This window comes from Gluconobacter potus (assembly GCF_015244705.1).
In the GTDB taxonomy this organism is placed as follows: domain Bacteria; phylum Pseudomonadota; class Alphaproteobacteria; order Acetobacterales; family Acetobacteraceae; genus Gluconobacter; species Gluconobacter potus.
Genome location: NZ_JABCQF010000002.1, coordinates 453,271 through 477,547 on the forward strand (window position 1 = coordinate 453,271; position 24,277 = coordinate 477,547).

The 24,277-nt window shown below is 61.4% G+C and carries 29 protein-coding genes; 24 read left to right on the forward strand and 5 right to left on the reverse strand.

Going from position 1 to position 24,277, the window contains the following annotated elements:
- Positions 1 to 65: 65 nt before the first annotated feature.
- Complete coding sequence (locus tag HKD31_RS06170; RefSeq protein WP_011253320.1) at positions 66 to 674, reverse strand: superoxide dismutase; 609 nt, start codon at positions 672 to 674, stop codon at positions 66 to 68.
- A gap of 68 nt (positions 675 to 742) precedes the next feature.
- Positions 743 to 1,615 carry an NAD(P)-dependent oxidoreductase gene (locus tag HKD31_RS06175; RefSeq protein WP_194264150.1) on the reverse strand — a complete coding sequence of 291 codons (873 nt, stop codon included), beginning with the start codon at positions 1,613 to 1,615 and terminating at the stop codon, positions 743 to 745.
- An 80-nt stretch (positions 1,616 to 1,695) separates the two neighbouring features.
- Between HKD31_RS06175 and msrP the strand changes: the two genes are divergently transcribed.
- Both msrP and msrQ read left to right on the forward strand, forming a co-directional pair.
- Complete coding sequence (gene msrP, locus HKD31_RS06180) at positions 1,696 to 2,634, forward strand: protein-methionine-sulfoxide reductase catalytic subunit MsrP (RefSeq protein ID WP_194264149.1); 939 nt, start codon at positions 1,696 to 1,698, stop codon at positions 2,632 to 2,634.
- On the forward strand, positions 2,634 to 3,260 hold the full coding sequence (gene msrQ, locus HKD31_RS06185; RefSeq protein ID WP_194264148.1) for a protein-methionine-sulfoxide reductase heme-binding subunit MsrQ: 627 nt from the start codon (positions 2,634 to 2,636) through the stop codon (positions 3,258 to 3,260). The genes msrP and msrQ overlap by 1 nt, the downstream gene beginning before the upstream one ends.
- 16 nt (positions 3,261 to 3,276) lie before the next feature.
- Here the strand turns inward: msrQ and HKD31_RS06190 are convergent, their stop codons facing one another.
- Positions 3,277 to 3,840, reverse strand: a complete 564-nt coding sequence (locus HKD31_RS06190) for a uracil-DNA glycosylase family protein (protein WP_041112070.1) — start codon at positions 3,838 to 3,840, stop codon at positions 3,277 to 3,279.
- On the reverse strand, positions 3,837 to 4,445 hold the full coding sequence (locus HKD31_RS06195) for a LabA-like NYN domain-containing protein (protein WP_062456370.1): 609 nt from the start codon (positions 4,443 to 4,445) through the stop codon (positions 3,837 to 3,839). Before HKD31_RS06195 ends, HKD31_RS06190 begins: the two co-directional genes overlap by 4 nt.
- A 199-nt stretch (positions 4,446 to 4,644) precedes the next feature.
- On the opposite strand from HKD31_RS06195, the gene rpoZ reads away from it, so the two are divergent.
- The 19 genes from rpoZ to gloA all read left to right on the forward strand — a co-directional run bounded on the left by rpoZ (position 4,645) and on the right by gloA (position 23,098).
- Positions 4,645 to 5,040, forward strand: a complete 396-nt coding sequence (rpoZ, locus tag HKD31_RS06200; protein WP_024716831.1) for a DNA-directed RNA polymerase subunit omega — start codon at positions 4,645 to 4,647, stop codon at positions 5,038 to 5,040.
- 36 nt (positions 5,041 to 5,076) lie between these two features.
- Complete coding sequence (locus HKD31_RS06205; protein ID WP_011253327.1) at positions 5,077 to 7,374, forward strand: RelA/SpoT family protein; 2,298 nt, start codon at positions 5,077 to 5,079, stop codon at positions 7,372 to 7,374.
- Between the two features lie 4 nt (positions 7,375 to 7,378).
- Positions 7,379 to 7,852 carry a holo-ACP synthase gene (acpS, locus tag HKD31_RS06210; RefSeq protein ID WP_194264146.1) on the forward strand — a complete coding sequence of 158 codons (474 nt, stop codon included), beginning with the start codon at positions 7,379 to 7,381 and terminating at the stop codon, positions 7,850 to 7,852.
- A 9-nt stretch (positions 7,853 to 7,861) separates the two neighbouring features.
- A complete protein-coding gene (gene lepB / locus HKD31_RS06215; RefSeq protein WP_228120257.1) occupies positions 7,862 to 8,677 on the forward strand; it encodes a signal peptidase I in 816 nt (271 codons plus the stop codon).
- On the forward strand, positions 8,674 to 9,408 hold the full coding sequence (gene rnc / locus HKD31_RS06220) for a ribonuclease III (RefSeq protein WP_194264145.1): 735 nt from the start codon (positions 8,674 to 8,676) through the stop codon (positions 9,406 to 9,408). Before lepB ends, rnc begins: the two co-directional genes overlap by 4 nt.
- 25 nt (positions 9,409 to 9,433) lie before the next feature.
- A complete protein-coding gene (era, locus tag HKD31_RS06225; RefSeq protein ID WP_011253331.1) occupies positions 9,434 to 10,321 on the forward strand; it encodes a GTPase Era in 888 nt (295 codons plus the stop codon).
- A 111-nt stretch (positions 10,322 to 10,432) separates the two neighbouring features.
- Positions 10,433 to 11,173 carry a UMP kinase gene (pyrH, locus tag HKD31_RS06230; protein ID WP_194264144.1) on the forward strand — a complete coding sequence of 247 codons (741 nt, stop codon included), beginning with the start codon at positions 10,433 to 10,435 and terminating at the stop codon, positions 11,171 to 11,173.
- Positions 11,174 to 11,241: 68 nt separating this feature from the next.
- Positions 11,242 to 11,808, forward strand: a complete 567-nt coding sequence (gene frr, locus HKD31_RS06235) for a ribosome recycling factor (RefSeq protein ID WP_011253333.1) — start codon at positions 11,242 to 11,244, stop codon at positions 11,806 to 11,808.
- Between the two features lie 68 nt (positions 11,809 to 11,876).
- Positions 11,877 to 12,584, forward strand: a complete 708-nt coding sequence (gene uppS / locus HKD31_RS06240; RefSeq protein ID WP_011253334.1) for a polyprenyl diphosphate synthase — start codon at positions 11,877 to 11,879, stop codon at positions 12,582 to 12,584.
- The gene (locus HKD31_RS06245; RefSeq protein ID WP_194264143.1) at positions 12,581 to 13,429 is read left to right on the forward strand and encodes a phosphatidate cytidylyltransferase; all 849 of its coding nucleotides are present in this window, start codon (positions 12,581 to 12,583) and stop codon (positions 13,427 to 13,429) included. Before uppS ends, HKD31_RS06245 begins: the two co-directional genes overlap by 4 nt.
- Complete coding sequence (gene dxr / locus HKD31_RS06250) at positions 13,422 to 14,648, forward strand: 1-deoxy-D-xylulose-5-phosphate reductoisomerase (RefSeq protein WP_194264142.1); 1,227 nt, start codon at positions 13,422 to 13,424, stop codon at positions 14,646 to 14,648. Before HKD31_RS06245 ends, dxr begins: the two co-directional genes overlap by 8 nt.
- Positions 14,641 to 15,741 (forward strand): RIP metalloprotease RseP, encoded by a 1,101-nt coding sequence (rseP, locus tag HKD31_RS06255; protein ID WP_194264141.1) that lies wholly within the window; start codon positions 14,641 to 14,643, stop codon positions 15,739 to 15,741. Before dxr ends, rseP begins: the two co-directional genes overlap by 8 nt.
- 132 nt (positions 15,742 to 15,873) lie before the next feature.
- Positions 15,874 to 18,342 (forward strand): outer membrane protein assembly factor BamA, encoded by a 2,469-nt coding sequence (gene bamA / locus HKD31_RS06260; RefSeq protein ID WP_062495887.1) that lies wholly within the window; start codon positions 15,874 to 15,876, stop codon positions 18,340 to 18,342.
- Positions 18,343 to 18,394: 52 nt separating this feature from the next.
- The gene (locus HKD31_RS06265; RefSeq protein WP_172492967.1) at positions 18,395 to 19,309 is read left to right on the forward strand and encodes an OmpH family outer membrane protein; all 915 of its coding nucleotides are present in this window, start codon (positions 18,395 to 18,397) and stop codon (positions 19,307 to 19,309) included.
- Between the two features lie 20 nt (positions 19,310 to 19,329).
- Positions 19,330 to 20,379, forward strand: coding sequence for a UDP-3-O-(3-hydroxymyristoyl)glucosamine N-acyltransferase (gene lpxD, locus HKD31_RS06270; RefSeq protein ID WP_194264462.1), 1,050 nt, complete (start codon positions 19,330 to 19,332; stop codon positions 20,377 to 20,379).
- Between the two features lie 112 nt (positions 20,380 to 20,491).
- On the forward strand, positions 20,492 to 21,001 hold the full coding sequence (gene fabZ, locus HKD31_RS06275) for a 3-hydroxyacyl-ACP dehydratase FabZ (protein WP_011253341.1): 510 nt from the start codon (positions 20,492 to 20,494) through the stop codon (positions 20,999 to 21,001).
- 5 nt (positions 21,002 to 21,006) lie between these two features.
- A complete protein-coding gene (gene lpxA / locus HKD31_RS06280) occupies positions 21,007 to 21,864 on the forward strand; it encodes an acyl-ACP--UDP-N-acetylglucosamine O-acyltransferase (RefSeq protein ID WP_194264461.1) in 858 nt (285 codons plus the stop codon).
- A gap of 2 nt (positions 21,865 to 21,866) precedes the next feature.
- Complete coding sequence (locus tag HKD31_RS06285; RefSeq protein WP_194264140.1) at positions 21,867 to 22,709, forward strand: UDP-2,3-diacylglucosamine diphosphatase LpxI domain-containing protein; 843 nt, start codon at positions 21,867 to 21,869, stop codon at positions 22,707 to 22,709.
- The gene (gene gloA / locus HKD31_RS06290) at positions 22,709 to 23,098 is read left to right on the forward strand and encodes a lactoylglutathione lyase (RefSeq protein WP_011253344.1); all 390 of its coding nucleotides are present in this window, start codon (positions 22,709 to 22,711) and stop codon (positions 23,096 to 23,098) included. Before HKD31_RS06285 ends, gloA begins: the two co-directional genes overlap by 1 nt.
- Here gloA and HKD31_RS06295 read toward each other — a convergent pair.
- Positions 23,082 to 23,297: a hypothetical protein gene (locus tag HKD31_RS06295; protein WP_226986562.1), complete on the reverse strand. Its 216-nt coding sequence runs from the start codon at positions 23,295 to 23,297 to the stop codon at positions 23,082 to 23,084. The genes gloA and HKD31_RS06295 overlap by 17 nt on opposite strands.
- A 146-nt stretch (positions 23,298 to 23,443) precedes the next feature.
- Between HKD31_RS06295 and rpmH the strand changes: the two genes are divergently transcribed.
- The 3 genes from rpmH to yidD are packed head-to-tail and all read left to right on the forward strand — an operon-like array spanning position 23,444 to position 24,250.
- On the forward strand, positions 23,444 to 23,578 hold the full coding sequence (gene rpmH / locus HKD31_RS06300) for a 50S ribosomal protein L34 (protein WP_011253345.1): 135 nt from the start codon (positions 23,444 to 23,446) through the stop codon (positions 23,576 to 23,578).
- Between the two features lie 49 nt (positions 23,579 to 23,627).
- Entirely contained in the window at positions 23,628 to 24,002 is a 375-nt protein-coding gene (gene rnpA / locus HKD31_RS06305; protein WP_228120259.1) for a ribonuclease P protein component, read from the forward strand.
- Positions 23,999 to 24,250 (forward strand): membrane protein insertion efficiency factor YidD, encoded by a 252-nt coding sequence (yidD, locus tag HKD31_RS06310; RefSeq protein ID WP_034953791.1) that lies wholly within the window; start codon positions 23,999 to 24,001, stop codon positions 24,248 to 24,250. Before rnpA ends, yidD begins: the two co-directional genes overlap by 4 nt.
- The last annotated feature ends 27 nt before the right edge of the window (positions 24,251 to 24,277 follow it).

Here is a 24,277-nt window from a genome sequence, read left to right on the forward strand (position 1 = left end):
TGAAAAACGCCCCGCCCGGAAAACCGGACGGGGCGTTTTTTTTATTCTGATGAACCCGGAAGGGATCAGGCAGACTTCAGTTCGGCTTCCGCGAACTCGTAGTTGGCGAGCTTGTCCAGATAGTTCGTGATGTAGTCCGGACGACGGTTGCGGAAATCGAGGTAATAGGCGTGCTCCCACACGTCGAGGCCCAGCAGTGCCTTGCCCTGACCTTCAGCCAGCGGGTTGGAGCCGTTTGCCGTCTTCGTGACAGCCAGCTTGCCGGACTTGTCCAGAACCAGCCAGGCCCAGCCCGAGCCGAACTGCGTCGTGGCAGCCTGCTTGAAGAGCTTCTTGAACTCTTCGACGGAACCGAAGTCCTCAGCGATCTTCTTTTCCAGGCCGGTCGGGATCTGACCGCCCTTGGGGGACAGGTTCTTCCAGAACAGGATGTGGTTCCAGTGCTGGCCTGCATTGTTGAAGACCGGAGCGATCTCGGGCTTGCCGTAGGAGAACGCGATGATCTCCTCAAGCGTCTTGCCAGCCAGTTCCGGCTTGCTCTCGACGAAACCGTTCAGTGCCGTGACATAGGCCTGATGGTGCTTGTCGTGGTGCAGTTCCAGCGTTTCCTGGCACATGCCGGCACCGGCGAGGGCGTTTTCTGCGTAGGGCAGGGGGGGAAGTTCGAAAGCCATGATGTCACTCCTTGGCAGAATAAGACGAGGTGACCGCCCTCAGGGGCGGCCGCTCCCGCATATCGTTCTCATTTATGGGGAAGATTGGCAACGCTGTGTTCCATCGCACCGATGAGGGCCGAGTAGTCCTCATTCGCATGTAGACGGTTCGAAAGGGCCAGCGCTTGATCGGCGACGGCCATGCTGGGCATGAACGCGCCGACCTTGCGCCCGGCATCCAGCAGAAGCCCCATATCCTTGGACATGAGGCGGGTCGGGAACTGGGACGGGAACTCGCGGTTCTGGCCCATCTTCAGCTTGCGCTTGTGGTGCGGACTGACAACAGCCACCTGCTGAAGCGTGTCGAATACGACATCACGATCCAGTCCTGCGGCCAGCCCGTAAGAGACGCCTTCCGCGATGACGTTGAGCGTAGCCCCCATCACGCCATTCACAACCAGCTTCAGCCGCGCCGCCGAACCGGCAGGACCGGCATGGATCGTCAGCTTGCCGATGACGTCCAGCACCGGCTGCGCACGCTTGACCGTCGCCTCATCGCCGCCCACGAGCATGACCAGATCGCCGGTCTCGGCTTCAGGCGTGCTGCCGGACATGGGGGCATCAAGCAGCGAGAACCCATGTTCGACAGCAAGGCTGGCAAAGGCGTCGGCCTGATCGGGGGAGACGGTGGAGGTATCGAGAACGAGCTTGCCGGGTGTCAGGGCCGCAAGTGCTCCGTTCTCGCCATGCAGGGATTCGTTTTCCGCCGCATCGTTGGGCACACAGAAGATGATGATCTCGGCAGCTTCGGCAATCGCACGGGGCGAGGGGAGCATTTCGGTCTCGTCCTTGCCGCCCGACGGGGCATAAGCCACCACCGGATAACCGGCTTTCCGAAGATTGGCCCCCATACGCTGGGCCATGGCGCCATAACCGATAAAACCGATCTTTGGACTGGACATGGAAACTGGCTCCTTGTGATGCGTTGCAACAGACTCACGCATCATAGGTGCCAGAGTTTCGCAGAGTCCGGAAATTGATCATGGCGCTTTTTCGCTATCCCCGCCCCCTGCCGTCCGAAATCACGCCGAGGGAGATGTATCTCTCGCGACGCAGCCTCATCGGCGGTGCGGCAGCGCTGGGCGCAGTTTCCGCCACTGCTGACGCAGCAACACTCCAGACACATCCAGGGCCATATTCGGGAAACCTTACGCCCACGCCACACGAAGACGTGACGCATTACAACAACTTCTATGAATTCGGCATGGGCAAGGCTGACCCCGCGACTCAGTCGCAGGCTTTCCATCCTCTGCCGTGGACGCTCGAAATCACCGGCCTCGTTCGCAGGCCGGTCCGCTTGGATGTGGAGCAGCTTCTACGCTCCCCGGCGATTGAGGAACGCATCTACCGCATGCGCTGCGTAGAGGCGTGGTCCATGGTCATCCCCTGGGATGGTATCCCGCTTGCCACGCTGCTGAAGGATGCTGATCCTGATCCTCGCGCCACGCATGTCGCTTTCGAAAGCATCGTGCGGCCCTCCGAAATGCCCGGTCAGAACGAGGCGCTCTCCGGAATCCAGTGGCCTTATGTTGAGGGACTGCGTCTGGACGAAGCCATGAACCCGCTGACCCTTCTGGCACTGGGCATTTACGGTGAGACCCTGCCGAACCAGAACGGTGCGCCCCTGCGTCTGGTCGTCCCCTGGAAATATGGGTTCAAGGGGATCAAGTCGATCCAGCGCATCAGCCTGCTGGACCACGAGCCTCCGACAACATGGAACAGGCTCGCTCCTGACGAATACGGCTTCTACGCCAACGTCAATCCGCAGGTCGATCATCCCCGCTGGAGCCAGGCGACCGAGCGGGTCATCGGCGCGCATTCCCTGTTCGGCGCCACGCGGCAGCCGACCCTGATGTTCAATGGTTACGGGGAGCAGGTCGCAGATCTTTATCGTGGCATGGATCTGCGGAAAAACTTCTGATGCCGGCACGCCCCCCGCCTGCCGTTTCAAAGATACCCGGCGTTCTGAAACGGCACTGGCGCCTGGTTCTGTATCCCGTCGGCATGATCCCGGCAGTGTGGCTCGTCTGGCAGGGGCAGCATGGCGCGCTCGGCGCTGATCCGGTCAATGTCTTTGAACGCTCACTGGGTCTCTGGGCGTTCCGGTTCCTGCTGGCCTGTCTCGCCCTTGCGCCGCTGAGGCGTTTCACAGGCCTGAACCTGCTCCGATACCGGCGCCTGACCGGCCTGCTGGCGTTTTTCTATGCCAGTCTGCATCTGCTGGCCTATGTCGGCCTCGATCACGGCTTTGACTGGTCAGTCCTGTGGTCGGACATGACACACCGCTATTTCATTATTCTGGGAATGAGTGCGCTCGTCCTGCTCATTCCGCTTGCCCTCACGTCCAATGCCCTGTCCATGCGTCTGCTCAAGCGGCGATGGAAGTTTCTGCACCGGCTGATCTATCCCGCAGCAATTCTGGCGGGCATCCACTTTTTCCTGTCCTTCAAGACCCTGAACAGTGTGTCCGCTCCTTATCTCGCAGCCCTGGCCCTGATTCTGCTGAGCCGTTTCCTGCCGCGGTCACGGATAGGAAACGGGACCTAGTCACAAGGCAGGCTGCTCAGGCTGCCGGCCGCAGGGCTGCACGGATTTTCGGAGAGAGCTCCGTCAGGGCCGAGCGCCGCTGCGTCAGCATGTCAGCCGGGATGGGGCGGGTCGGGAAGTGACATCCATCCGCCAGAAGCAACCCGTCCGGCAGATGGGTGATTTCGCCGGGCCGGAAATCAAGCCGCGAAAGCGGAATTCCGCATGCCCCGAGCACGGCGATGTGCGCGCTGATCCCGAGCGTCAGGACCAGCTTCAGCCTGTGCATGTTCTGCAGTTCGGTACACAGGGCCGCGCTGCACTCTTCAAGTTCGGATGGAAGGGCCAGCGGCTGGGGAGAGAGGGGCTGCATCACGGTGGTGATGCGCCCCACGATCGCGTCCGGCGATGCGGGCGCTGCATCGAAAACGATAGTGTTGGCCCGCAGAAAGGAGCCCAGAGTCTCCACGGCGTCTTCCGGATCGAGGCACACGATCAGCATCTCGGCTGAAAGAGGCCCAATCCCTGAGCGCCCCCCTTCCGAAGCGGGAAGAGGCGGCGGCGGGGAAGCGGTCGGTCCGGTAGAAGCCCGAGGTGTCATGAATCGCTGGTCTCGTCACTGTTGATGTCGGCAGGATGACGGACAGGTCCCTGTCTGGGGGGATTGCGCGGTTCCGCCTGACGGCGCGTGAACGAGGGCGCAATGTCGGCCAGTTCCACGAACAGGTCAGCCTGACGGCGCAGGTCGTCCCCGATCATGGGGGGCGTCGAGCGCATCGAGGAAATGACCGTGACCCGGACCCCGCGCGCCTGTACCGCTTCCACGGCGCGCCGCAGGTCGGAATCACCGCTCACGATCACGGCGTGATCGAGACGGCCGGCCTGCTCCAGAAGATCCACTGTCAGTTCGACATCCATGTTTCCCTTGATACGCCGTCTTCCTGAATGATCCGTAAACTCCCGGGCATTTTTCAGCACGAGGTGGTAGCCGTTATAGGCCAGCCAGTCGGTCAGGGGACGAAGGGGGGAATAGTCGTCCGTTTCGGGCATTGCGGCGTAATAGAAGGCACGCTGGAAAAGGCACTGGCTTTCAAACAGGTTGCGCAGGCTGCGGAAGTCGACTTCAAACCCCAGATTGCGGGCTGCGTGATGGAGGCTGGCGCCGTCGATGAAAAGGGCTGTGCGTTCGTTCTGGCGCAGAAGCATAATGGTAATCCTGGTATGTAAAATATGTTTCCCTGTACGACAGGGGCAGAGGCTGCCTTCCAGCTGCGAACGAGCTTGGATGCACTCAGGTTCAATTCCGGAGGTGAGGCAGGTGCGGATTGCAATCGCATGAACCGCATGTTATTGCCAGCATTCTCTCTTATTTTATTCCTAGTCTTACCCGAAGGGGGCCTGTCGCATGGCGCGCGTAACCGTCGAAGATTGCATCGAGAAGGTTCCTAACCGTTTCGAACTGGTTCTGCTTGCTGCACAGCGTGCACGCGGCCTGTCGCGCGGTGAGGAAATCCGTCTGGATCGTGAAAACGACAAGAACACGGTCGTCGCCCTGCGCGAAATCGCCGAAGACAAGGTGAGCCTGCCTGTCCTGCGCGAAGGCATCATCCGCTCCCTGGCCCGTGCGCCGGAGCCGGAGCCCGTTGACGAGGAAGTGCTGGATCTCATCCCGACCGACCAGAATATCTTCGGTCTTCAGGATGTCTCCACCGAAGAAGAGCACGCCCACATGGCAGAGAACATGTCTGCTGACGAGGCTGCCGCGATCGAAGCTGAACTGGGTGGCCGGGGTCGTCGCTGATTTCTGCCCAGGTTCACTGAAAGGGGGATATGCTTCATGCCTGATGCATCTTCCCCAACTGCGCCCCCGCCCGTAGCGAGCGGGGACTTCAAGCCGTCCATTGCCGGACTGCTCAGACGGATCGAAAGCTATGATCCGTCCGCCGATCTGACCCGGATCGAAGCCGCCTATGATGTCGCCGCCAATGCCCATAACGGGCAGCGCCGCGATAATGGCGATGCCTACATCACCCATCCCATTGCGGTTGCAAACATCCTTGCCGGTTTCCGCATGGATGCGACCTCGATCATGGTGGGGCTGCTTCACGATACCGTCGAAGATACGGGCGTTTCCTGTGACTCCCTGAAAGCTCGCTTCGGTGAGGATGTCGCAGCTCTCGTCGATGGCGTGACGAAGCTCACCCGGCTTGAACTTCAGTCCGATCGCACCAAACAGGCCGAGAACTTCCGCAAGCTCGTTCTGGCCATGTCGCGGGATATCCGCGTCCTCATCGTCAAACTGGCCGACCGTCTGCACAACATGCGTACGCTGCATTACGTGCAGCGGACCGATCGCCGGCAGCGTATCGCCCGCGAGACGATGGATATCTATGCGCCTCTGGCCGAGCGCATCGGTATGGATCGCGTCAAGACGGAGCTTCAGAACCTTTCCTTCGCCCAGCTTGAACCCGAAGCCGACGCGACGATCCGTGCCCGTCTGAACTTCCTGCGGGGGCAGGGGGCAGATGTCATCGAGCAGGTCCGTCAGGAACTGATGGCTCTGTGCGCTGAAAGCGGGATCGACAAGGTCGAAGTGACGGGGCGCGAAAAATCGCCCTATTCGATCTGGGAAAAAATGCAGCGCCGGAATGTGGCGTTTGAGCAGCTCTCGGACATCATGGCGTTCCGTCTGCTCGTCCCCACGCGCGATGCCTGTTACATGGCGCTCGGGGCGATCCACGGCGCGTATCCGATGATTGCCGGGCGTTTCAAGGATTACATTTCCACGCCCAAGGCCAACGGCTACCAGAGCCTTCATACCGGCGTGACGCTGCGTCATCCGCGCAATCAGAAGATCGAGGTCCAGATCCGGACCGCCGAAATGCATGATCTCGCTGAAAACGGCGTTGCCTCGCATTGGGCCTACAAGGAACACGCAACGCCAAGCGAGCGTGAAGCCGCGGCCCTGTCGTCGGCCTTCGGCGCGCCGACCCGCAAGTTGCGCTGGGTTCAGGACCTGCTGGAAATCCTCGAGGACAGTCAGGCTCCCGACGAGTTCCTCGAAAACACCAAGCTTGAACTTTATCAGGATCAGGTTTTCTGCTTTACCCCCAAAGGGCAACTGATTTCCCTGCCGCGTGGCGCAACGCCCGTTGACTTTGCCTACGCCGTGCACAGTCAGGTCGGCGATACCTGCGTAGGGGCGAAGGTCAATGGTCGCCTGATGCCTCTGCGGCACGAGCTACAGAACGGCGACCAGGTCGAGATCATGACGGCCCGTGGCGGCACGCCGTCACCGTCCTGGGAGCGCTTTGTCGCAACCGGCAAGGCTCGCGCCCGTATCCGGCGTTTCGTGGCGCAGCAGCAGCGTCAGGTCCATCTCGACAATGGGCGTGCCGCCATCGCCAAGGCGTTCCGTCAGGAAGGCGTGGACGGTTCCGAAAAAGTCCTCGATGGGATTCTCAAGGAACTGCGTCAGGCTTCGGTGGAAGACCTGTACGTCTCGGTCGGAAACGGTCAGCTCGGTCCCAAGGATGTGGTCAATACGGCCTATCCGGAGCTGCGTCAGAGCGTCCGCGCGCCGAGAATGGTGCCCGGGCTTTCTCCACGTTTCGGCCAGTCCCTCATGCTCGGCGCAGGGCATGCCGGCTCCAAGAATACGGCGGCCCATTCGGGAAGCACGATCAAGGGAATCGGCTCGGGCATCGCCATCAGCTTTGCCGGCTGCTGCCGCCCGCTGCCGGGTGATCCGATCGTCGGGATCATCGCTCAGGGCAAGGGCGTCACGATCCACCGTCGGGGCTGCCAGAACCTGTCCAGTTTCGCCGATACGCCCGAGCGTTTCCTGGAAGTGGACTGGGACTACGAGGCTCTCGGTCGCCGACAGGGCGCCGAGCCCTATACGGCCCGCCTGTCGGTCGTGGCTGCCAACGAGCCCGAAGTTCTTGCAACGCTTACCAATGTGGCTGCCAAGCACAATGGCAGCGTCATCAACCTCAAGATCGTCAACCGGCAGCTCGATTTCATGGAAATCCTGGTCGATCTTGAAGTGAAGGATCTGCGTCACCTCTCCTCCATGATCGCGGCGTTCCGGACAGCGGTGGGCGTCATGCAGGTCGAGCGCGCCAAGGGATGACGTCATGATCCTCGGCATGGGGACGGACCTGTGCATGATTTCGCGCATTGAAAAAAGCGTCGAACGCTTTGGGGACCGTTTCCTGAATCGCGTTTTTACCGAAGCCGAGCGCGCCTATGCCGATCGTTTCACGGGGGCTGCGCGCATGGGGAGCTACGCCAAGCGCTGGGCGGCCAAGGAAGCCTGCGCCAAGGCACTGGGAACGGGCTTCGCGAACGGGGTCCTGCTTCAGGATATCGGAGTCTGCAACGGCCCGGACGGGGCGCCGGAACTCCTGCTTTCAGGCGGGGCGGAAGAAGCCCTGAAGCGCCTGACCCCGCCAGGGCAGGAAGCCCAGCTGCTCGTCAGTATGAGCGATGATCCGCCCTTTGCCCTTGCGCAGGTCATCATACAATCCGTCCCCCTGACGGGTATGCAGTCCGCTCCGCAAGCATCCGCCCGGATTGAACCGCTCGCCAATGCCGCCAAGCTGCGTTAAGAGCGTCTCATGACCAAGGAGAACAGGCCCGTGCAGGGTTCAGAAAGTGCCGGTGACAAGCCCGCGCGCCGCGAAGAGACGCTTGGCGAGAGCATCCGCTATTTCTGCGTGCTGCTGCTGGCTGTATTTGCCGTGCGATCCCTCGTGGTGGAGCCTTTCAACATCCCGTCCGGCTCGATGATCCCGACGCTGCAGATCGGCGATTTCGTTCTGGTCTCGAAGTTCAGCTACGGCTATTCGCGCTTCTCGTTCCCATTCTCGCCCAATGTCTTCAGCGGTCGGATCCTGGGTTCCGAACCCCATCGCGGCGATGTCGCGGTCTTCCGTTTCACGCGTGATACGTCCGTGGACTATATCAAGCGCATCATCGGCCTGCCCGGCGACCATATCCAGGTCACGGGCGGCAAGCTGATCCTCAATGGTATCGAAGTCCCCCGCACGGCGCTCGGTCACTACGAAGTGCTGGACGAGAACAACCGTCTCCTCAGCGGTGACCGCTATCGCGAAAGCCTTCCGGGAAGTGCGGGGCGTCCCACTGTCGAGCATGACATCCTCAAGCTGACGGATGAGGGATTCGCCAACGATACGCCCGAATATGTCGTGCCGGAGGGCTCCTTTTTCGCCATGGGCGATGACCGTGACGACAGTGCCGACAGCCGTTTTCAGGGCGATGGCCCGGATGATCTCGGCTTTGTCCCGATGCAGAACCTTGTCGGTCGCGCGCCCATCGTCCTGTTCTCCATGGATATGCGTCACCCTGCCTGGCAGTTCTGGTACTGGCCCACCGAGATCCGCTGGAACCGCTTCCTGCATTCCGTCACATGAAACTCTCCCACACAGAAGCCCTGGCCTCGATGCAGGCCGCCCTGAGGCATAATTTCAAGAAGCCCGAACTGCTGAGCGAGGCCCTGACGCACCGTTCTGCCGTCTCCGGACGTGACCCCCGTCGTGCCCGCCGGAACCAGCGCCCCAAGGGTAGCGGATCGAACGAACGCCTCGAATTCATCGGCGATCGCGTCCTCGGCCTGCTGATGGCCGAGTGGCTGCTGGAGCGCTATCCGGACGAGCAGGAAGGGGCCCTCGGTCCCCGTCACGCCCATCTGGTATCGCGAACCGTGCTGGCCGAAATCGCTGATCAGGTCGGTCTCTCGGCCTCGCTCCAGATTTCCCCGCATGAGGAAGATGCCGGTATCCGGCGTCTGTCCAGCATCCGTGCTGACGCAATGGAAGCCCTTCTCGGTGCGCTGTATCTCGATGGTGGTCTGGAACCGGCCCGCCGTGTGGTGCACCAGTACTGGCAGTCCCGCATCGAAAGCGCCGACCGGCCCCACAAGGAGCCCAAGACGCTGCTGCAGGAATACATGCTCTCGCAGGGGCTGCCGCTTCCGCATTATGAACTCCTGTCTTCGGACGGTCCGTCACACGCGCCGGTCTTTCGCGTCAGCGTCACGACCATGGGTCATACGGGTACGGGAGAAGCCGGCAGCAAGAGGCTGGCAGAAAGCGCAGCGGCAACCGCCCTGCTGAAACACCTCGGTCAGAATGTGGCGTCCTGAGATGTCATCAACAAAGGATCAGAACATGACCACGCGCTGCGGTTTCGTGGCTCTCGTCGGCGCCCCGAACGCGGGGAAATCCACCCTGCTCAACCGGATTGCCGGAGCCAAGTTGTCCATCGTCAGCCCCAAGGCCCAGACGACCCGTTTCAGGACGCTCGGCATCGTCATGCAGGACAATGCCCAGATCATCCTCGTGGACCTGCCTGGCATCTTCAAGCCGCGCCGTCGCCTCGACCGGGCGATGGTCAACGCGGCCTGGTCCGGCTCGCAGGACGCGGATCTGACCCTGCTGCTGGTGGACGCAAAATCCGGCCTGCGCGAGGATGTTCGCGAGATCATCGCCAAGCTGGCCGAAAGCAAGAACCGGATCTGGCTCGTTCTGAACAAGACGGACCTCGTCGAGCGCGGTGAACTCCTGCCTCTGACGCAGGAAATCAGCGGTCTCATCAATGTCGAGCATGTTTTCATGCTGAGCGCCCGTTCGGGCGAGGGCGTGAGCGATCTGATGGCTCGTCTGGCTGCCGAACTGCCCGAAGGTCCTTTCCTTTACCCTGAAGATGACCTGACTGACCTGCCGGACCGCCTGCTCGCCGCCGAGCTCGTCCGTGAGCAGATTTTCATGCAGACGCATGAGGAAATTCCGTATCAGGCCACTGTCGAGACCGAGAGCTTCAAGGAGCGTCCGGACGGATCGGTGCGGATCGAGGTGACGATTTACGTCTCCCGTCCCGGGCACAAGGCCATCCTGATCGGGGAGGGCGGTCACAAGATCAAATCCCTCGGTGCACGGGCTCGCATGGAGCTTCAGGAGCTTCTGGACCGCAAATGCCATCTTTTCCTGAACGTCAAGGAACGTGCGGGATGGGACGAGGAAAAGGCCCGGCTGCGCGCCATTGGTCTGGACGACTGAAAAAGACAGGTGCCGGAGCGTTTGAAATCCGGCATCCTGACATCGCTTGTTCCAATCCCGCCACGTCTGTATGACAGGCGCACGTCAAGACACATCCAGCCAGAGACGGGCATGATGACCGAAAATCGAGAACAGAGCCCCTCCTACAAACGCGTCCTGCTCAAGGTGTCCGGTGAGGCACTCATGGGCGACGGACCGTCAGGGGTAGACCCCGTAATGGTGGACATGGTTGCCGCCGATATCGCCGATGTGGTGGCTTCCGGAGTGGAAGTCTGCCTCGTCGTCGGCGGTGGCAACATCTTCCGCGGCCTTGCGGCCGCAGCTAAGGGCATGGACCGCGCGCAGGGTGACTATGCCGGCATGCTGGCGACCGTCATCAACGCGCTGATGCTGCAGAACGCGCTCGAGCGCCGCGGCATGGAAACGCGCGTCATGACCGCGATCCAGATGGCCGCCATTGCAGAGCCGTATATCCGCCGCCGCGCCGTGCGCCACATGGAAAAGGGCCGCGTCGTCATTTTCGCAGCCGGCACCGGCAATCCGTTCTTCACGACGGACACGGCCGCCGCTCTGCGCGCCAACGAGATGGAGTGCGATGCGCTCTTCAAGGGCACGCAGGTGGACGGCGTCTATTCCGCCGACCCGCGCCGCAACCCTGACGCCCAGCGCTATGATCGCCTGACCTATCTCGAGGTTCTGGCCCGCGACCTGAACGTCATGGATGCCGCGGCCATCAGCCTGGCGCGTGAAAACAGATTGCCCATCGTGGTCTTCAACATGCATGCTCCCGGCTCCTTCGGGGCCGTGATGCGTGGGGAAGGGCTCTTCACAAAGATCATCGAAGCGGACTGATCTCCGCATTTTCAACGAAATCTTCAGGCTCTCTCCTGAAAACCACGTCGAACTGAAAGGAACAGCTCATGTCCGCTGCCCTGAATGACCTTCTCGCCGATCTGACACGCCGTATGGACGGTGCGATCGAAAGCCTGCGCCGGGACCTTTCGGGCCTGCGTTCGGGCCGGGCCAGCCCGAACCTTCTGGAGCCGGTGCGCGTCGAAGCCTATGGCTCGGAAGTTCCGCTGTCGCAGGTCGGTTCCATCGCCGTTCCCGAAGCCCGCATGCTGACGGTGTCCGTGTGGGACCGTACGGTTGTCGGTGCCGTCGAGCGTGCCATCCGGGACAGCGGGCTTGGCCTCAATCCGTCCACGGACGGTCAGACGGTCCGCGTTCCCATTCCGGCCCTGACCGAAGAGCGCCGCAACGAACTGGCCCGTGCTGCCAGCCGTTATGCCGAGAACGGCAAGATTTCCGTGCGTGGCGTGCGTCGTGACGGCATGGAGCAGACCAAGGCCCTGGAAAAGAAGAGCGAGATCAGCCAGGACGACATGAAGACTTGGACCGACGCCATCCAGAAGCTGACGGACCAGTACATCAAGAAGGTCGACGATATTTTCGCGGACAAAGAACGCGAGATCAAACAGGTCTGATTGCGCATTTGTCTGCAGGATCTCTTCCCCGTCAGGACCGTGTCGTCTCCTCCTCATCCGGGGGCGGCGTGAGCGTCGTTCCCGTCCATATCGCCATGATCATGGACGGGAACGGCCGCTGGGCCCGCGCGCGCAAACTCCCTGTGGCCGCAGGGCACCGTCAGGGTGCGGAATCCGTACAGCAATGCGTCCGTACGGCCATCCGGCAGGGCGTGCGATACCTGACGCTCTATGCGTTCTCGTCGGAAAACTGGCGCCGCTCCGCAGAGGAAGTCGGGGATCTGACATCTCTGCTGCGCTTCTATCTGCGTCACAAGATCAACGAGCTTCATGCCCAGGGCGTGCGACTGCGGATTATCGGTGAGCCCGAGCGCTTCGAGGGTTCCCTGCGCGAAGAACTGCGCCGCGCCGAAGCCCTGACGCTCCACAATACGACCCTGACCCTCACGCTCGCGCTGTCCTATGGTGGCCGCGCGGATATCGTGCAGGCTGCCCGCCGGCTGGCTGAAGATGCCGTTGCCGGAAAAATCGCGGCCGAAAGCATCAGCGAAGCCATGCTCGACGATGCGCTCCAGACTTCCGACATGCCCGATCCCGATCTGGTCATCCGCACCAGTGGCGAGTGTCGCCTGTCCAATTTCCTGCTCTGGCAGAGCGCCTATGCAGAGCTGGTTTTCATGGATGTGCTCTGGCCCGATTTTGGCGAAGTCGAGTTTCTCGAAGCCCTCTCGCGCTTTGCGAGCCGCCAGCGCAGGTTTGGTGGCCGCCCCGCATGAGTGCCTCCTCCAGATGGTCTGACCTGCGCCTGCGCCTGCTGTCCGCTGCGGTCCTGATCCCGGTTGCGGCGTTCTGCATCTGGCAGGGTGGTCCGGTCTATGACGCCCTGATCCTGCTGGCGATGTTCGGTCTGGCCTGGGAGGGCGAAACCCTTATCCGCCAGCCCCTCAAGACATGGCGCGGCGCCCTTCTGCTCGCCTGGCCCGTCATCGCCGGTCTGGCAGCCCTGAAAGGGGAGTGGAGCGCCGCCTTCTGGATGATCTGGCCCACCCTGATCTTCGGTTTTCCGGCCAGCGTTCCTGTCGTTGTTGCCATCATCGGGGGCCTGTCGCTCCTGTGGCTGCGGCACCTGCCGCTTGGCATGGCGTCCGTTCTGTTCGTCATCTCCGTTGTGGTCGCGAGCGACAGTTTCGCCTATCTGGCCGGTCGTATTTTCGGCGGCCCGAAGCTGGCTCCTTCGATTTCACCGGGCAAGACACGCTCCGGCGCAATCGGCGGCCTTGTGGGGGCGGCGCTGGCTGGTAGTCTGGTCGCCTGGCTGACCGTTCCGGGCACCCAGCTTGGCGGCCTGGTCTGCGGCGCTGTCCTGAGTGTGTTTTCCCAGAGCGGTGACCTTCTGGAAAGCGCGGCCAAGCGTCGTCTCGGCGTCAAGGATTCAGGCCGTCTGATTCCCGGACATGGCGGTCTTCTGGACCGCTTTGACGGCCTTCTCGCCGCGGCACCTGCCGCAGCCCTGCTTTCGCTCGCGGTTGCCGCGCAGCCTTTCTGGTCCATCCTGCCTGCAGATCTGACTGGCGGTTCTGCACACCCACCCATTCTTCAGGGGAGTTCTTCTCATGACTGACGGTTCTGCGCGCCCAACACGCCGCCGCATTACGGTGCTCGGCAGCACCGGCAGTATCGGAACTTCAACGGTCGACCTTCTTGCCCGGATTCCGGATGAGATCGAGGTGCGGGCCCTTGTCGGCGGATGCAACGCCGCGCTGCTGGCCGAACAGGCCCGTCGCCTGAACGCGGAAGTCGCCGTCATTCATGACGAAAGCCGTCACGAAGAGCTGAAATCCTGCCTCGCCGGGACAGGCATCCGGACCGCGGCTGGCCGTCAGGCCGTCATCGAGGCCGGCGCCATGGAAGCCGACTGGACCATGGCAGCCATTACGGGCGCCGCGGGCCTCGAACCCACGCTCGCTGCCGCCCGCAACGGTCATGCCGTGGCGCTCGCAAACAAGGAAGCGCTTGTCTGTGCAGGCGACGTCATGCTTCGCGCGGTGGCCGAAGCGGGTGCCACGCTGCTCCCTGTCGATTCGGAACATAACGCCATCGCCCAGTCCCTCGGCGCCTGCGACATGGACAGCGTCGAGAAAATCATTCTGACGGCTTCCGGCGGGCCGTTCCGTAAATCCTCGATCGAGGAAATGCGCGCTGCTACTCCGGAAAAGGCCCTGAAGCATCCAACCTGGACGATGGGCGCGAAGATCACAATCGATTCCGCCTCAATGGCGAACAAGGGTCTGGAAGTCATTGAGGCGGCCCGTCTCTTTGGCCTGACCGAAGACCGGATCGACGTTCTGGTTCACCCGCAGTCGGTCGTACATGGTCTGGTACAGTTTCGGGATGGCAGCCTCGTCTCCCAGATGGGCTCTGCCGACATGCGCATTCCCATCGCCCATACGCTCGCTTGGCCGAAGCGCATGGTGACACCCTGCGAGCGTCTTGATCTTGCCGCCTATGGCCGTCTGGAGTTCGAAGCGCCGGATGAAGTGCGCTTCGCCCCCCTGCGCCTTGCCCGCCAGGTTCTCCGGGCCGGTGGCGCGGCACCAGCCGTTTTCTCCGCCGCGAACGAAGTTGCCGTGGATGCGTTCCTCAACCGGCGCATCGGCTTCCTCGGTATCGGCGAGACAATCGACGCTGCGCTGCAGGCTATGGATGAAAATCCGGAACTCAGGACCCTCGATGACGTGCTGCACTGGGACGCGCGGGGCAGGGCCCTCGCCGAAGCCCATATCCTGCGGCAGAGTGGGGGGCTGCGAAACGACGTGAGCGAGAACGCCCTGAATGCATGATCTTCTGCGGACCATTCTGGCCTATGTCCTGATTCTGGGGATCCTCGTCTTCATCCATGAACTCGGGCATTACCTCGCGGCGCGCTGGCGTGGTGTGAAGGTCGATACCTTTTCCATCGGTTTCGGCCCTGCTTTGCATCGCTGGCACGATCGCTCGGGCACGGAATGGCGCATCAGTGCCATTCCCCTGGGCGGGTTCGTCAAGCCGCACGGCTTTGAAGGTCCGGAAGATGCAACCGACGAACAGAAAGCCGCCTGGATTCCGGGCCGGACTTTCCATGACAAGCCCGTAGGCTCCCGGGCTATCGTCATCCTCATGGGGCCGGTCTTCAATTTCATCTTCGCGATCCTGGCCTTCACGGTGCTGTTCGCCGTGGTGGGCAAGCCCGAGATCCACGGGGATATCTCGCAGGTCACGGCCGGAAGTCCGGCGGACCGTGCGGGCGTAAAGCCTGGTGACGTGATTACCCGGATTGGCAATACGCATATCCTTGGTGCCGAGGATGTCATGGCGACCGTCGCGTCCCATCCCGGCCAGCAGACGGTTCTGGGTATCCATCGTGGCACGGAAGATCTCAGCCTGCCGGTCACGCTCGACACCCTGAAGAATGGTGGCCACGACATGGGCAGCCTCGGCGTAGCGTTCGCCATCTCGAGGGGACGTCCCGTTTCCCTGCCGTCGGCCTTCATCATGGGGATGCAGGAGACCTGGGACAAATCGGTCATGACGCTTCAGGGCGTCTGGCAGATCCTCAGCGGGCAACGGAGTGCGAAGGAGCTGGGGGGGACGATTCGCATCGCGCAGCTCTCCGGCCAGGTCGCCAGCTACGGTCTGGCCAGCATCATTTCCTTCATGGCGCTGCTTTCGATCAATCTTGGGCTGATCAATCTTTTCCCAATTCCCGTGCTCGATGGGGGGCGTCTCGTGTTCTATATCTGCGAGGCGATCCGCGGCCGCCCGGTTTCACGCAGGGTGCAGGAAGTGAGCATGCAGGTCGGAATGGCTCTGATCGGCGCTCTTTTCCTCTTTTCAACGGTCAACGATCTGACCAACATCGGACTGTTCCACTGGCTCTTTCACGCAGTAAGCTAAATATTCTGAAAAGACTTGTGATACAGTTGAACACGTCAGGGCATCTTGCGCGGGACAGGGGTTATCGGATACCTCCGCCAATGGCGTAACGTGTCAGGCGCCTGCAAAAAATATGTTACAAGGAAAGCCGGTTTGTCAGGATCACGGTCAAGAGGTTCCCGGTCTTCGAACAAGCGTCTGGTGCTTCTCGCATCAGCCTGTCTGCTGCCCGTCGTCCTCGGAACGGCTCAAGCGCGTTCCGTTCGTCATCAGGCCCCGGCATCAGCCCCCGGTGGAAACATCATTCAGGCCATCTCGGTAAAGGGAAACACCCGTATCGAGACGAGCACGGTGCTGTCCTACATGGTCGCCCAGCCAGGTGACACGTTTAATCAGGATGACCTCGACCGCTCGCTGAAGACGCTTTACGCCACGGGTCTGTTCAAGGACGTGACGCTGCACCGTGATGGCAACACGCTTCTGGTTGACCTGGTCGAGAACCCGATCGTCAACCGCATCGTGTTCGAGGGCAACCATGCGCTGAAGGACGAGGATCTCCGTAAGGAAATCAGCCTGCGTCCCCGCGCAGTGTTCTCGTCGCAGACGACTGCCGCCGACCGCCAGAAGATCCTGAACCAGTATGCCGGCAAGGCCCGCTTCGGCGCGACCGTCACGCCCCAGATCGTCAAGCTGTCCCACAACCGTGTGGACGTGGTCTTCAACATCAATGAAGCCCAGCAGACGCTCATCAAGAAAATCGTTTTCGTCGGCAACCATGCCTTCAGCGAAGCACGCCTCTCCCAGGTCATCTCGTCCAAGGAGACGATCTGGTACCGTTTCTTCTCGTCCTCGGATGAATACAACCCCGAGCGCGTGAAGTACGATGCAGAGCTGCTGCGTCGCTTTTACCTGCATAACGGCTTCGTCGATTTCCATATGGTGGATGCCACGGGTGAGCTGGCTCCTGATCACAAGTCGTTCTACATCACCTTCACCGTGCATGAGGGCGACCGCTACCGTCTGGGCAAGATGGATGTGCGCTCCAGCGTGCGTCATGTGACGCCCGAGATGCTGCGCCCGCATGTCGAGCTGTTCCCGCATCAGATCTATGACGGCACGGCGATCCAGAACAACACGAAGAACATGCAGGAATGGTTGCAGGCCACCGGTCACCCGTTCGCCATGGTCCGTTCGGAAATCGCCCGAAATCCGGAAAAGCACGTTGTTGACCTGCTGTTCGATGTGACAGAGGGGCCGCATGTCTATGTTGAGCGTATCGACATCAACGGCAATACCATCACCCATGATGATGTGATCCGCCGGAACCTGCCGATGGCCGAAGGGGACCCGTACACACCGTTCGATCGCAAGTATTCCAAGCTTGGTCTTCAGGACCTCGGATATTTCAGTTCGGTCTCCGTCGATCAGACACAGGGATCTGCACCTGACCGTGTGAACGTGTCCGCGAACGTGGTTGAAAAGCCGACCGGTGAGTTCTCCCTGGGTGGCGGTTACTCGACGGACGTCGGTATTCTCGGTAACGCCGCGATCAAGCAGCATAACCTGCTCGGAACGGGTGTGGACGCCGGTATTTCCGGAACGGTCGCTTACTATGAAAAGCAGGCCGACATCTCCATTACCGATCCGTACTTCCTGAATCGTAACCTTGTGGCCGGTGCGGATTTCTACTTCATCCAGAACAACTACCAGACGTATCAGAGCTATAAGGAATCCCAGTACGGCATGAGCCTGCGTCTGGGTTATGCCTATAACCGATACCTGTCGCAGTCCTGGAACTATACGCTCGTTGACCGTCAGGTCGGCAACTTCTACGACGCTGCTGCCGTCGCCGAAGATCCGAGCCTGATCCAGTACGTTCCGTCGATTTACGTCCAGCAGTCGGCCGGCTGGTCGCTGCTCTCGCAGATCAGCACGTCTGTGACCTATGACCGTCGTGATCAGAGAACCAAGCCGCACTCGGGTTACATGTTCAAGGTCGGTGGTGATTTTGCTGGTCTTGGTGGTAACTCGAAATATGCCCGCGTGAAGGCGGACGGCGCCTATTATGTGCCGCTTGATGACCTGACCGGAAACCATGACTGGACGTTCCAGTTCAAGGGCGGCGTCGGTTACATGGGTGACTGGAGCTCGAGCGGAAACCGCAACATCATCGATAACTTCTATCTTGGTGGTGAAAACCTGCGAGGCTTCCTCCAGGGTGGTGTCGGTCCGCGTTCAGGCCATCTCAAGATCAACGGTGTCTATATCCCGGCCCAGGGCCAGGAAGATCTGCTCGGCGGTCGCTTCATGTACACGGCCTCTGCACAGCTCAACTTCCCGCTGCCCATGGGTGATGATCTCGGAATCTCGGGTCGTGGCTTCATTGATGCCGGCAGTCTCGCAGGCCTGCGCGTCAAGCATCTCTATACGAACCGCACGAATGACGGCGACAACTACACCCCGATCACCGGTGACAACCTGATCCCGCGTGTTTCCGGCGGTCTCGGTGTGTCCTGGAAGAGCCCGTTCGGCCTCGTCAACATCGATGGCGCCGTGCCGATCCGCAAGGAACATGGTGACCGTCTCTATCCGCTGCGTTTCGGTTTTGGCCAGCAGTTCTGAACTGTTCGAGACCTTGCCGTCCTGTTTCTCAACCCCTTGCCAAGAGGTGGTCATGACCCTCAATTCCCTGATGCGCACGGTTTCGGCCGGCGCGCTTCTGGCAGCGACGATTCTTGTCTCCGCTCCGGGCGCCCATGCCCAGGCTTCCGGCGGCAATGGTGGCTGGTTCGTTCCCAAGGCTGCTCATCCTGACGCCCCTCCGCCGCGCCCTGTCCAGCGCCGCGTTCCGGAAGCCGCGCCGGATGAGGAAGAAGACTCTGCACCGGCCGAACAGCAGCAGGCTCCGCCGATCCTGCCGCTGCCGCCGATCCCGGCTCCCCCGAGCATCGCAAAGGCCTCTCCGCCGCCGGCTGCCGTCATTGGCGTGATCAATGTCCAGGCCGTCATGCAGATTTCCAGCGCCTGGCAGGAAATCCAGCAGGTTCTGGGTGCCCGCCGTGACCGTCTGGCACAGGCTGTGCAGCGTGAGGAAGCCGCCTGGCGTGGCGAGCAGCAGAAGCTTCAGGCCCAGGCCCGCAGCCTGACGTCCGACCAGATCCAGCTGCGCGAACGTCACCTGCAGGAACGTCGCGCCAAGGATCAGCACGATTTCGGCAATCAGGCCCGCATCATCCAGGAAGCGGCACAGGTTGCCATGCACCAGATCGAGCGTGAGCTGGAAGAGCCGAACGGCATCATCGCCGCCGTTGCTGCTGCCCACAACATGAACCTGATCCTGCATGCAGAGCAGGTCGTGCTTCATGTCGGCGGTCAGGACATCACCGAGGAAGTCGGCACGCAGCTCAACAAGACGCTGCCGCATGTCTTCATTCCCGATGATGGCGTGGACCCCGAGCAGCTCGCCCGCTCCGGCAAGATGCCCACCACGGCTGACGAACAGCGGCAGGCCCAGGGACCGCAGGCTCCCGGACCCCAACAGGCTCCGGCGTCTGCACCGAGCGAGTCCGTTCTGCGTCAGCATCACTGAGGCGCCGGGCCGTGTCTGACATGACAGCAAACGAAAGTCGCCCGGGCGACAGCCGTTTCTTCCAGCGTTCCGGACCTTTCGGTCTGGAACGGCTGGCAGAGGTCTCGGGAAGCGACATCATTCCGGCCGCATCAGGGAAGGGACTGTCCGAGTTCCGTGGCGTTGCGCCCCTGCATGTTGCAGGACCGGATGAAATCAGCTTCCTCGATAATCGCCGCTACCTGCCGCTTCTGGCGGAAACGAAGGCCGGAGCGGTCATTCTCTCCCCGGCCTTCACTGACAAGCTGCCGCCCGATACGGCGGGGCTGGCCTGCAAGGCGCCTTATCTGGCCTGGGCACGTGTGGCCACGCTGTTCCATCCGGCACCTGCTTCCACGGGTGTCCGCCATCCGAGTGCCTGGATCGCGGAAGACGCCGAAATTGGCGAAAACGTCGAGATCGGTCCTTTCGCCGTCATTAGCAGCGGCGTTCGTATCGGTCGTGACAGCATTGTCGCAAGCCATGCCAGCATCGGCCAGAGCGTCGAGATTGGTGAGCGTTGCCGTATCGGGGCCCATGCCGCGATCTCCCATGCCCGGATCGGAGATCGCGTCACGCTCTATCCCGGTGTGCGTATCGGTCAGGATGGTTTCGGGTTCGCCGTCGGCCCCGAAGGTTTTGAAACGGTTCCCCAGCTCGGGCTCGTCGTGTTGGAAGATGGTGTGGAAGTGGGGGCGAACTCCACCATCGACCGTGGTTCCATGCGTGACACCCTGATCGGAGCCGGAACCCGGATCGATAATCTCGTGCAGATCGGCCACAATGCCCGTCTGGGGCGCTGCTGCATCGTCGTCTCGCAGGCCGGGATTTCCGGCTCGACGGAACTGGGTGATTTCGTCACCATTGCTGCGCAGGCCGGCCTGATCGGACATATCAAGATCGGTGCGAAGGCCCGGATCGGCGCCCAGTGTGGCGTCATGTCGGATGTGGATGCCGGCGCCGACGTTATCGGCAGTCCCGCGATGCCGTTCCGCGAATTTTTTCGTAATGTTGCCACCTTGCGGAAACTTTCGCGTAAAAGCGGGGACTAGCAGTCCTGCGGCGCGGATGGTAACTCCCCCGCAGGTTTGCTAAGGGAAGCCATTCGTGCTGCCACAGGGCAGCGACTGACAGACAACACCGCTTGAAGGGCATGGTGAAACGATGGACCGAGTGGACGCTCCAGCCGAACAGATGACTCCCGCGACAGACGCCGCTGCTGACAGCCATCAGGTTCCGCAGAGCATCGACATCCTGAAGATCATGCAGTCGATCCCGCATCGCTATCCGTTTCTGCTGATCGACAAGATGGTCGAGATCCATGCCGGGCAGTCCGCCATCGGCATCAAGAACGTGACGGTCAACGAGCCGTTCTTCCAGGGACATTTCCCGTCTCACCCCGTCATGCCGGGCGTGCTGATCGTCGAGGCCATGGCCCAGACGGCAGCGACGCTGGTGGTCATGACGCTGGGCAAGGCGTTTGAAGGCAAGCTGGTCTATTTCATGACGATCGAAAATGCGAAATTCCGTCGCCCGGTCGGCCCTGGTGACCAGCTCCGGATCCATGTCGACAAGGAACGCTCCCGCGCCAATGTCTGGAAGTTCAAGGGTGTGGCCCGCGTGGACGATGTCGCCGTTGCCGAAGCGACCTTCAGTGCGATGATCATGGGTTGACCCTGATGCAGATGGCAGGCAAGCGCCCCGAAACCGCCGAAATCCATGCGACCGCCATCGTCGACCCGCGCGCGCGCATTGGCGAAAACGTGCGCATTGGCCCCTGGTGCCTGGTCGGTCCCAATGTCACGATCGGTGACGGGGTCTGTCTGCATGCGTCCGTTCTCGTGGATGGCTACACGACCCTGCGTGAAGGCGTGGAGGTCTATCCGTTCGTGACGATCGGTCTGGCGCCGCAGGACCTCAAATACGCTGGCGAGCCGACACTGTGCGAGGTCGGGGCCAATACCGTCATTCGTGAAAACGTGACGATTCATCGTGGCACCGCGCAGGGGCATGCCCTGACGCGGATCGGCGCGAACTGCCTGATCATGGCCAATTCACACGTCGCCCATGACTGCGTCCTCGGTGACCGTGTCATCATCGTCAACAATGTCGTCATGGGTGGCCATGTTGAGATCGACGATGACGCCAAGATCATGGGCTCGGCCGCGCTGCACCAGTTCGTCCGGATCGGCCGTGGTGCCGTTGTTGGCGGTGTCTGCGGTGTGGAAATGGACGTTATTCCTTACGGAAGCGTTCTGGGGAATCGCGCCCGTCTGGTCGGACTGAACTGGATCGGCCTGAAGCGCTCTGGCGTTGGTCCGGAGGAAATGCAGGCCATGCGACGCGCCTTCCGGACGCTTTATCCGCGTCATGGTGCGACGGAGTCCGTTCTGGAAACCCGGATCGCCGAAGTCCGTCAGGAATACGGGCATCTCCCCCGCATCGCCGAGATGCTGGACTTCATGGAGGCTCCCAGCCGTCGAGGCCTGACCCGCGTTGCGCGTCAGGAAGGACAGTCCGAAACCGAAGGCGCCTGATCGTGGGGGATCGTGGTTGCATCGGCATTCTGGCAGGCTCGGGACCGCTTCCCGCGCAGGTCGCCGCAGCAGCCATCGCCAAGGGACGCAAGGTTTTTGTTATCGGGTTCCGGGATTTCGCCGATCGTGCGCTTCTCGAATCCTACCCGCATGAAATCATCCGTCTTGCTGCTGCCGGAGACATTCTGGGTGCTCTCAAACGGAACAACTGCCGCGAACTGGTCCTGATCGGGCCGGTGCGTCGTCCCGCATGGCGTGACCTGCGTCCCGATGCCGAAGGCGCGCGTATCCTCGCCAGGCTGGGCCGTGCCATCTTCTCGGGCGATGACGGATTGCTCGGAGCCGTCGTCCGTGTCCTCGGTGAGGAAGGTTTCCATGTCCGTGGCGCCCACGAGTTCCTCGAACATGCCACTGGCCGCTCCGGAACTCTCGGTCGCGTCCTTCCCGACGCCCAGGCCAAACAGGATATCGCCCGGGGTGTCGAAGTCCTGAAGGTCATGGCAACCTTGGACATTGGTCAGGGATGTGTTGTCCAGAACGGTCTCGTGCTGGCAGTCGAGGCTCTGGAAGGGACGGATGCCATGCTGGGGCGCTGTGGGCGGCTCATGCAGGCGGGAAGTGGCGGCGTTCTGGTGAAAATGCCCAAGACGGGGCAGGACCTTCGGGCGGACATGCCGACGATCGGGCCGGAGACGCTGGAGAATGCAGCCCGGAACGGATTGCGGGGCGTTGCGTTCCAGCCCGGAGTGACCCTCATGACGGACCCTGCTGGCTGTGTGAAGCTGGCGGATCGTTATGGGCTGTTTCTGTATGGGCTGACGCCGGAAGATCTGAAGGACAAGTGATGAGCACGTTTCTGCATACGATGGTGAGAATCCGGGATATCGACCGGAGTCTGGCGTTCTACAAGCTGCTCGGGATGAAGGAACTTCGCCGCAAGGAAGTGCGCGAGGGGCGTTATACGCTCGTTTTTATCGGATTCGATGACAACGAACACGGACAGGCCGAGATCGAGCTGACCTATAACTGGGACCAGGAAACCGACTATGAGGTCGGCACCGGTTTCGGGCATTTCGCAATTGGCGTGCCCGATGTGGCCGCTCTTGTGGAGACGGTCCGCAGCGGAGGCGGTAAGGTGACACGTGAGGCTGGTCCGCTGAAATTCGGAACGATCATCATTGCGTTCGTCGAGGATCCCGACGGCTACAAGATCGAGCTTATCGAGAAGAAGTAAAGTTTTTCAGCAGCTTCAGGGCATTTTCCAGCGCATCGACGATCGTCTTTGCGTTCTGCTGGACCGCCTTGTCCTTGTGCGTGCCGAGAATGTCGGCACAGAGCAGGGCAGGGGCGAGCGCGTTGCGCATGTCGTGGCGGAAGGTCGCGACGTCCTGGGGAGAGTTGCTGGCGGGGAGAGTATTGCTGGACTCGGGCATGGGCTGAAGTTCCTGTAGGTCTGGCATTGACATAAGGGGCCTGCGTGCTTACAAGCCCGGGTCTCAATCACCGGGCGTTTCGTGCGCCCGATCGACGCGGATGTCCAGCAGTTGAGGCGTCCGCCTGGTTTTTAAGGATCAACGTCATGAAGCGCACGTATCAACCCTCCAAGCTGGTTCGCAAGCGTCGTCACGGTTTCCGTACGCGTAGCGAAACCGTCGGCGGCCGCCGCGTACTGGCCAACCGTCGCTCCAAGGGTCGCAAGAAGCTCTCTGCCTGAGTTTGACCCGATCGGCACGATCCATACAACAGGCCACACTCCGCACCGTTTGAAAAAACGGCCGCAGTTTCTGCGTGTGGCCGGGAAGGGGCGCAAGGTCGCCACTCCCGGTATGGTCGTGCAGATCCTGCCGGATGACACAGCGACCGAAACCCGCGTCGGTTTCACGGTCACGAAAAAAGTCGGTAATTCTGTCATCCGTAACCGCACCCGCCGTCGCCTCCGCGAGGCCCTGCGTCTCGTTGCACGGGAAGACGGTCTGCCTTCTGGCGATTTCGTCCTCATTGGGCGGGACAAGACCCGGGAGCGCGATTTTTCCCTTCTCAAGGATGATCTGCGTCAGGCCCTTCGCAAGGGGCTGGATGTCAATTTCCGGGAAAGCCCCCGCGGGACCTCCACCAAAGGCCGGGACCGGGCGAAATGATCGCGTCCGTGATCAGGAAAGCCGTTACGGCCCTGATGCTGTCGCTCATCGACGCCTACAAGCTTTTCATCAGCCCGTTTATCGGCAGGAACTGCCGGTTCGATCCGACATGCAGCACCTATGCGCTGACGGTCATTCGTGAGCATGGGCCTGTACGTGGGGGATGGCTTGCACTGCGCAGGATCGGGCGCTGTCATCCATGGTCAGAAGGGGGTGTGGACCTGCCTCCGAAGCCACACCGGCATTAAAAAAGCCCTCCGCCTATTGTTTTGAAT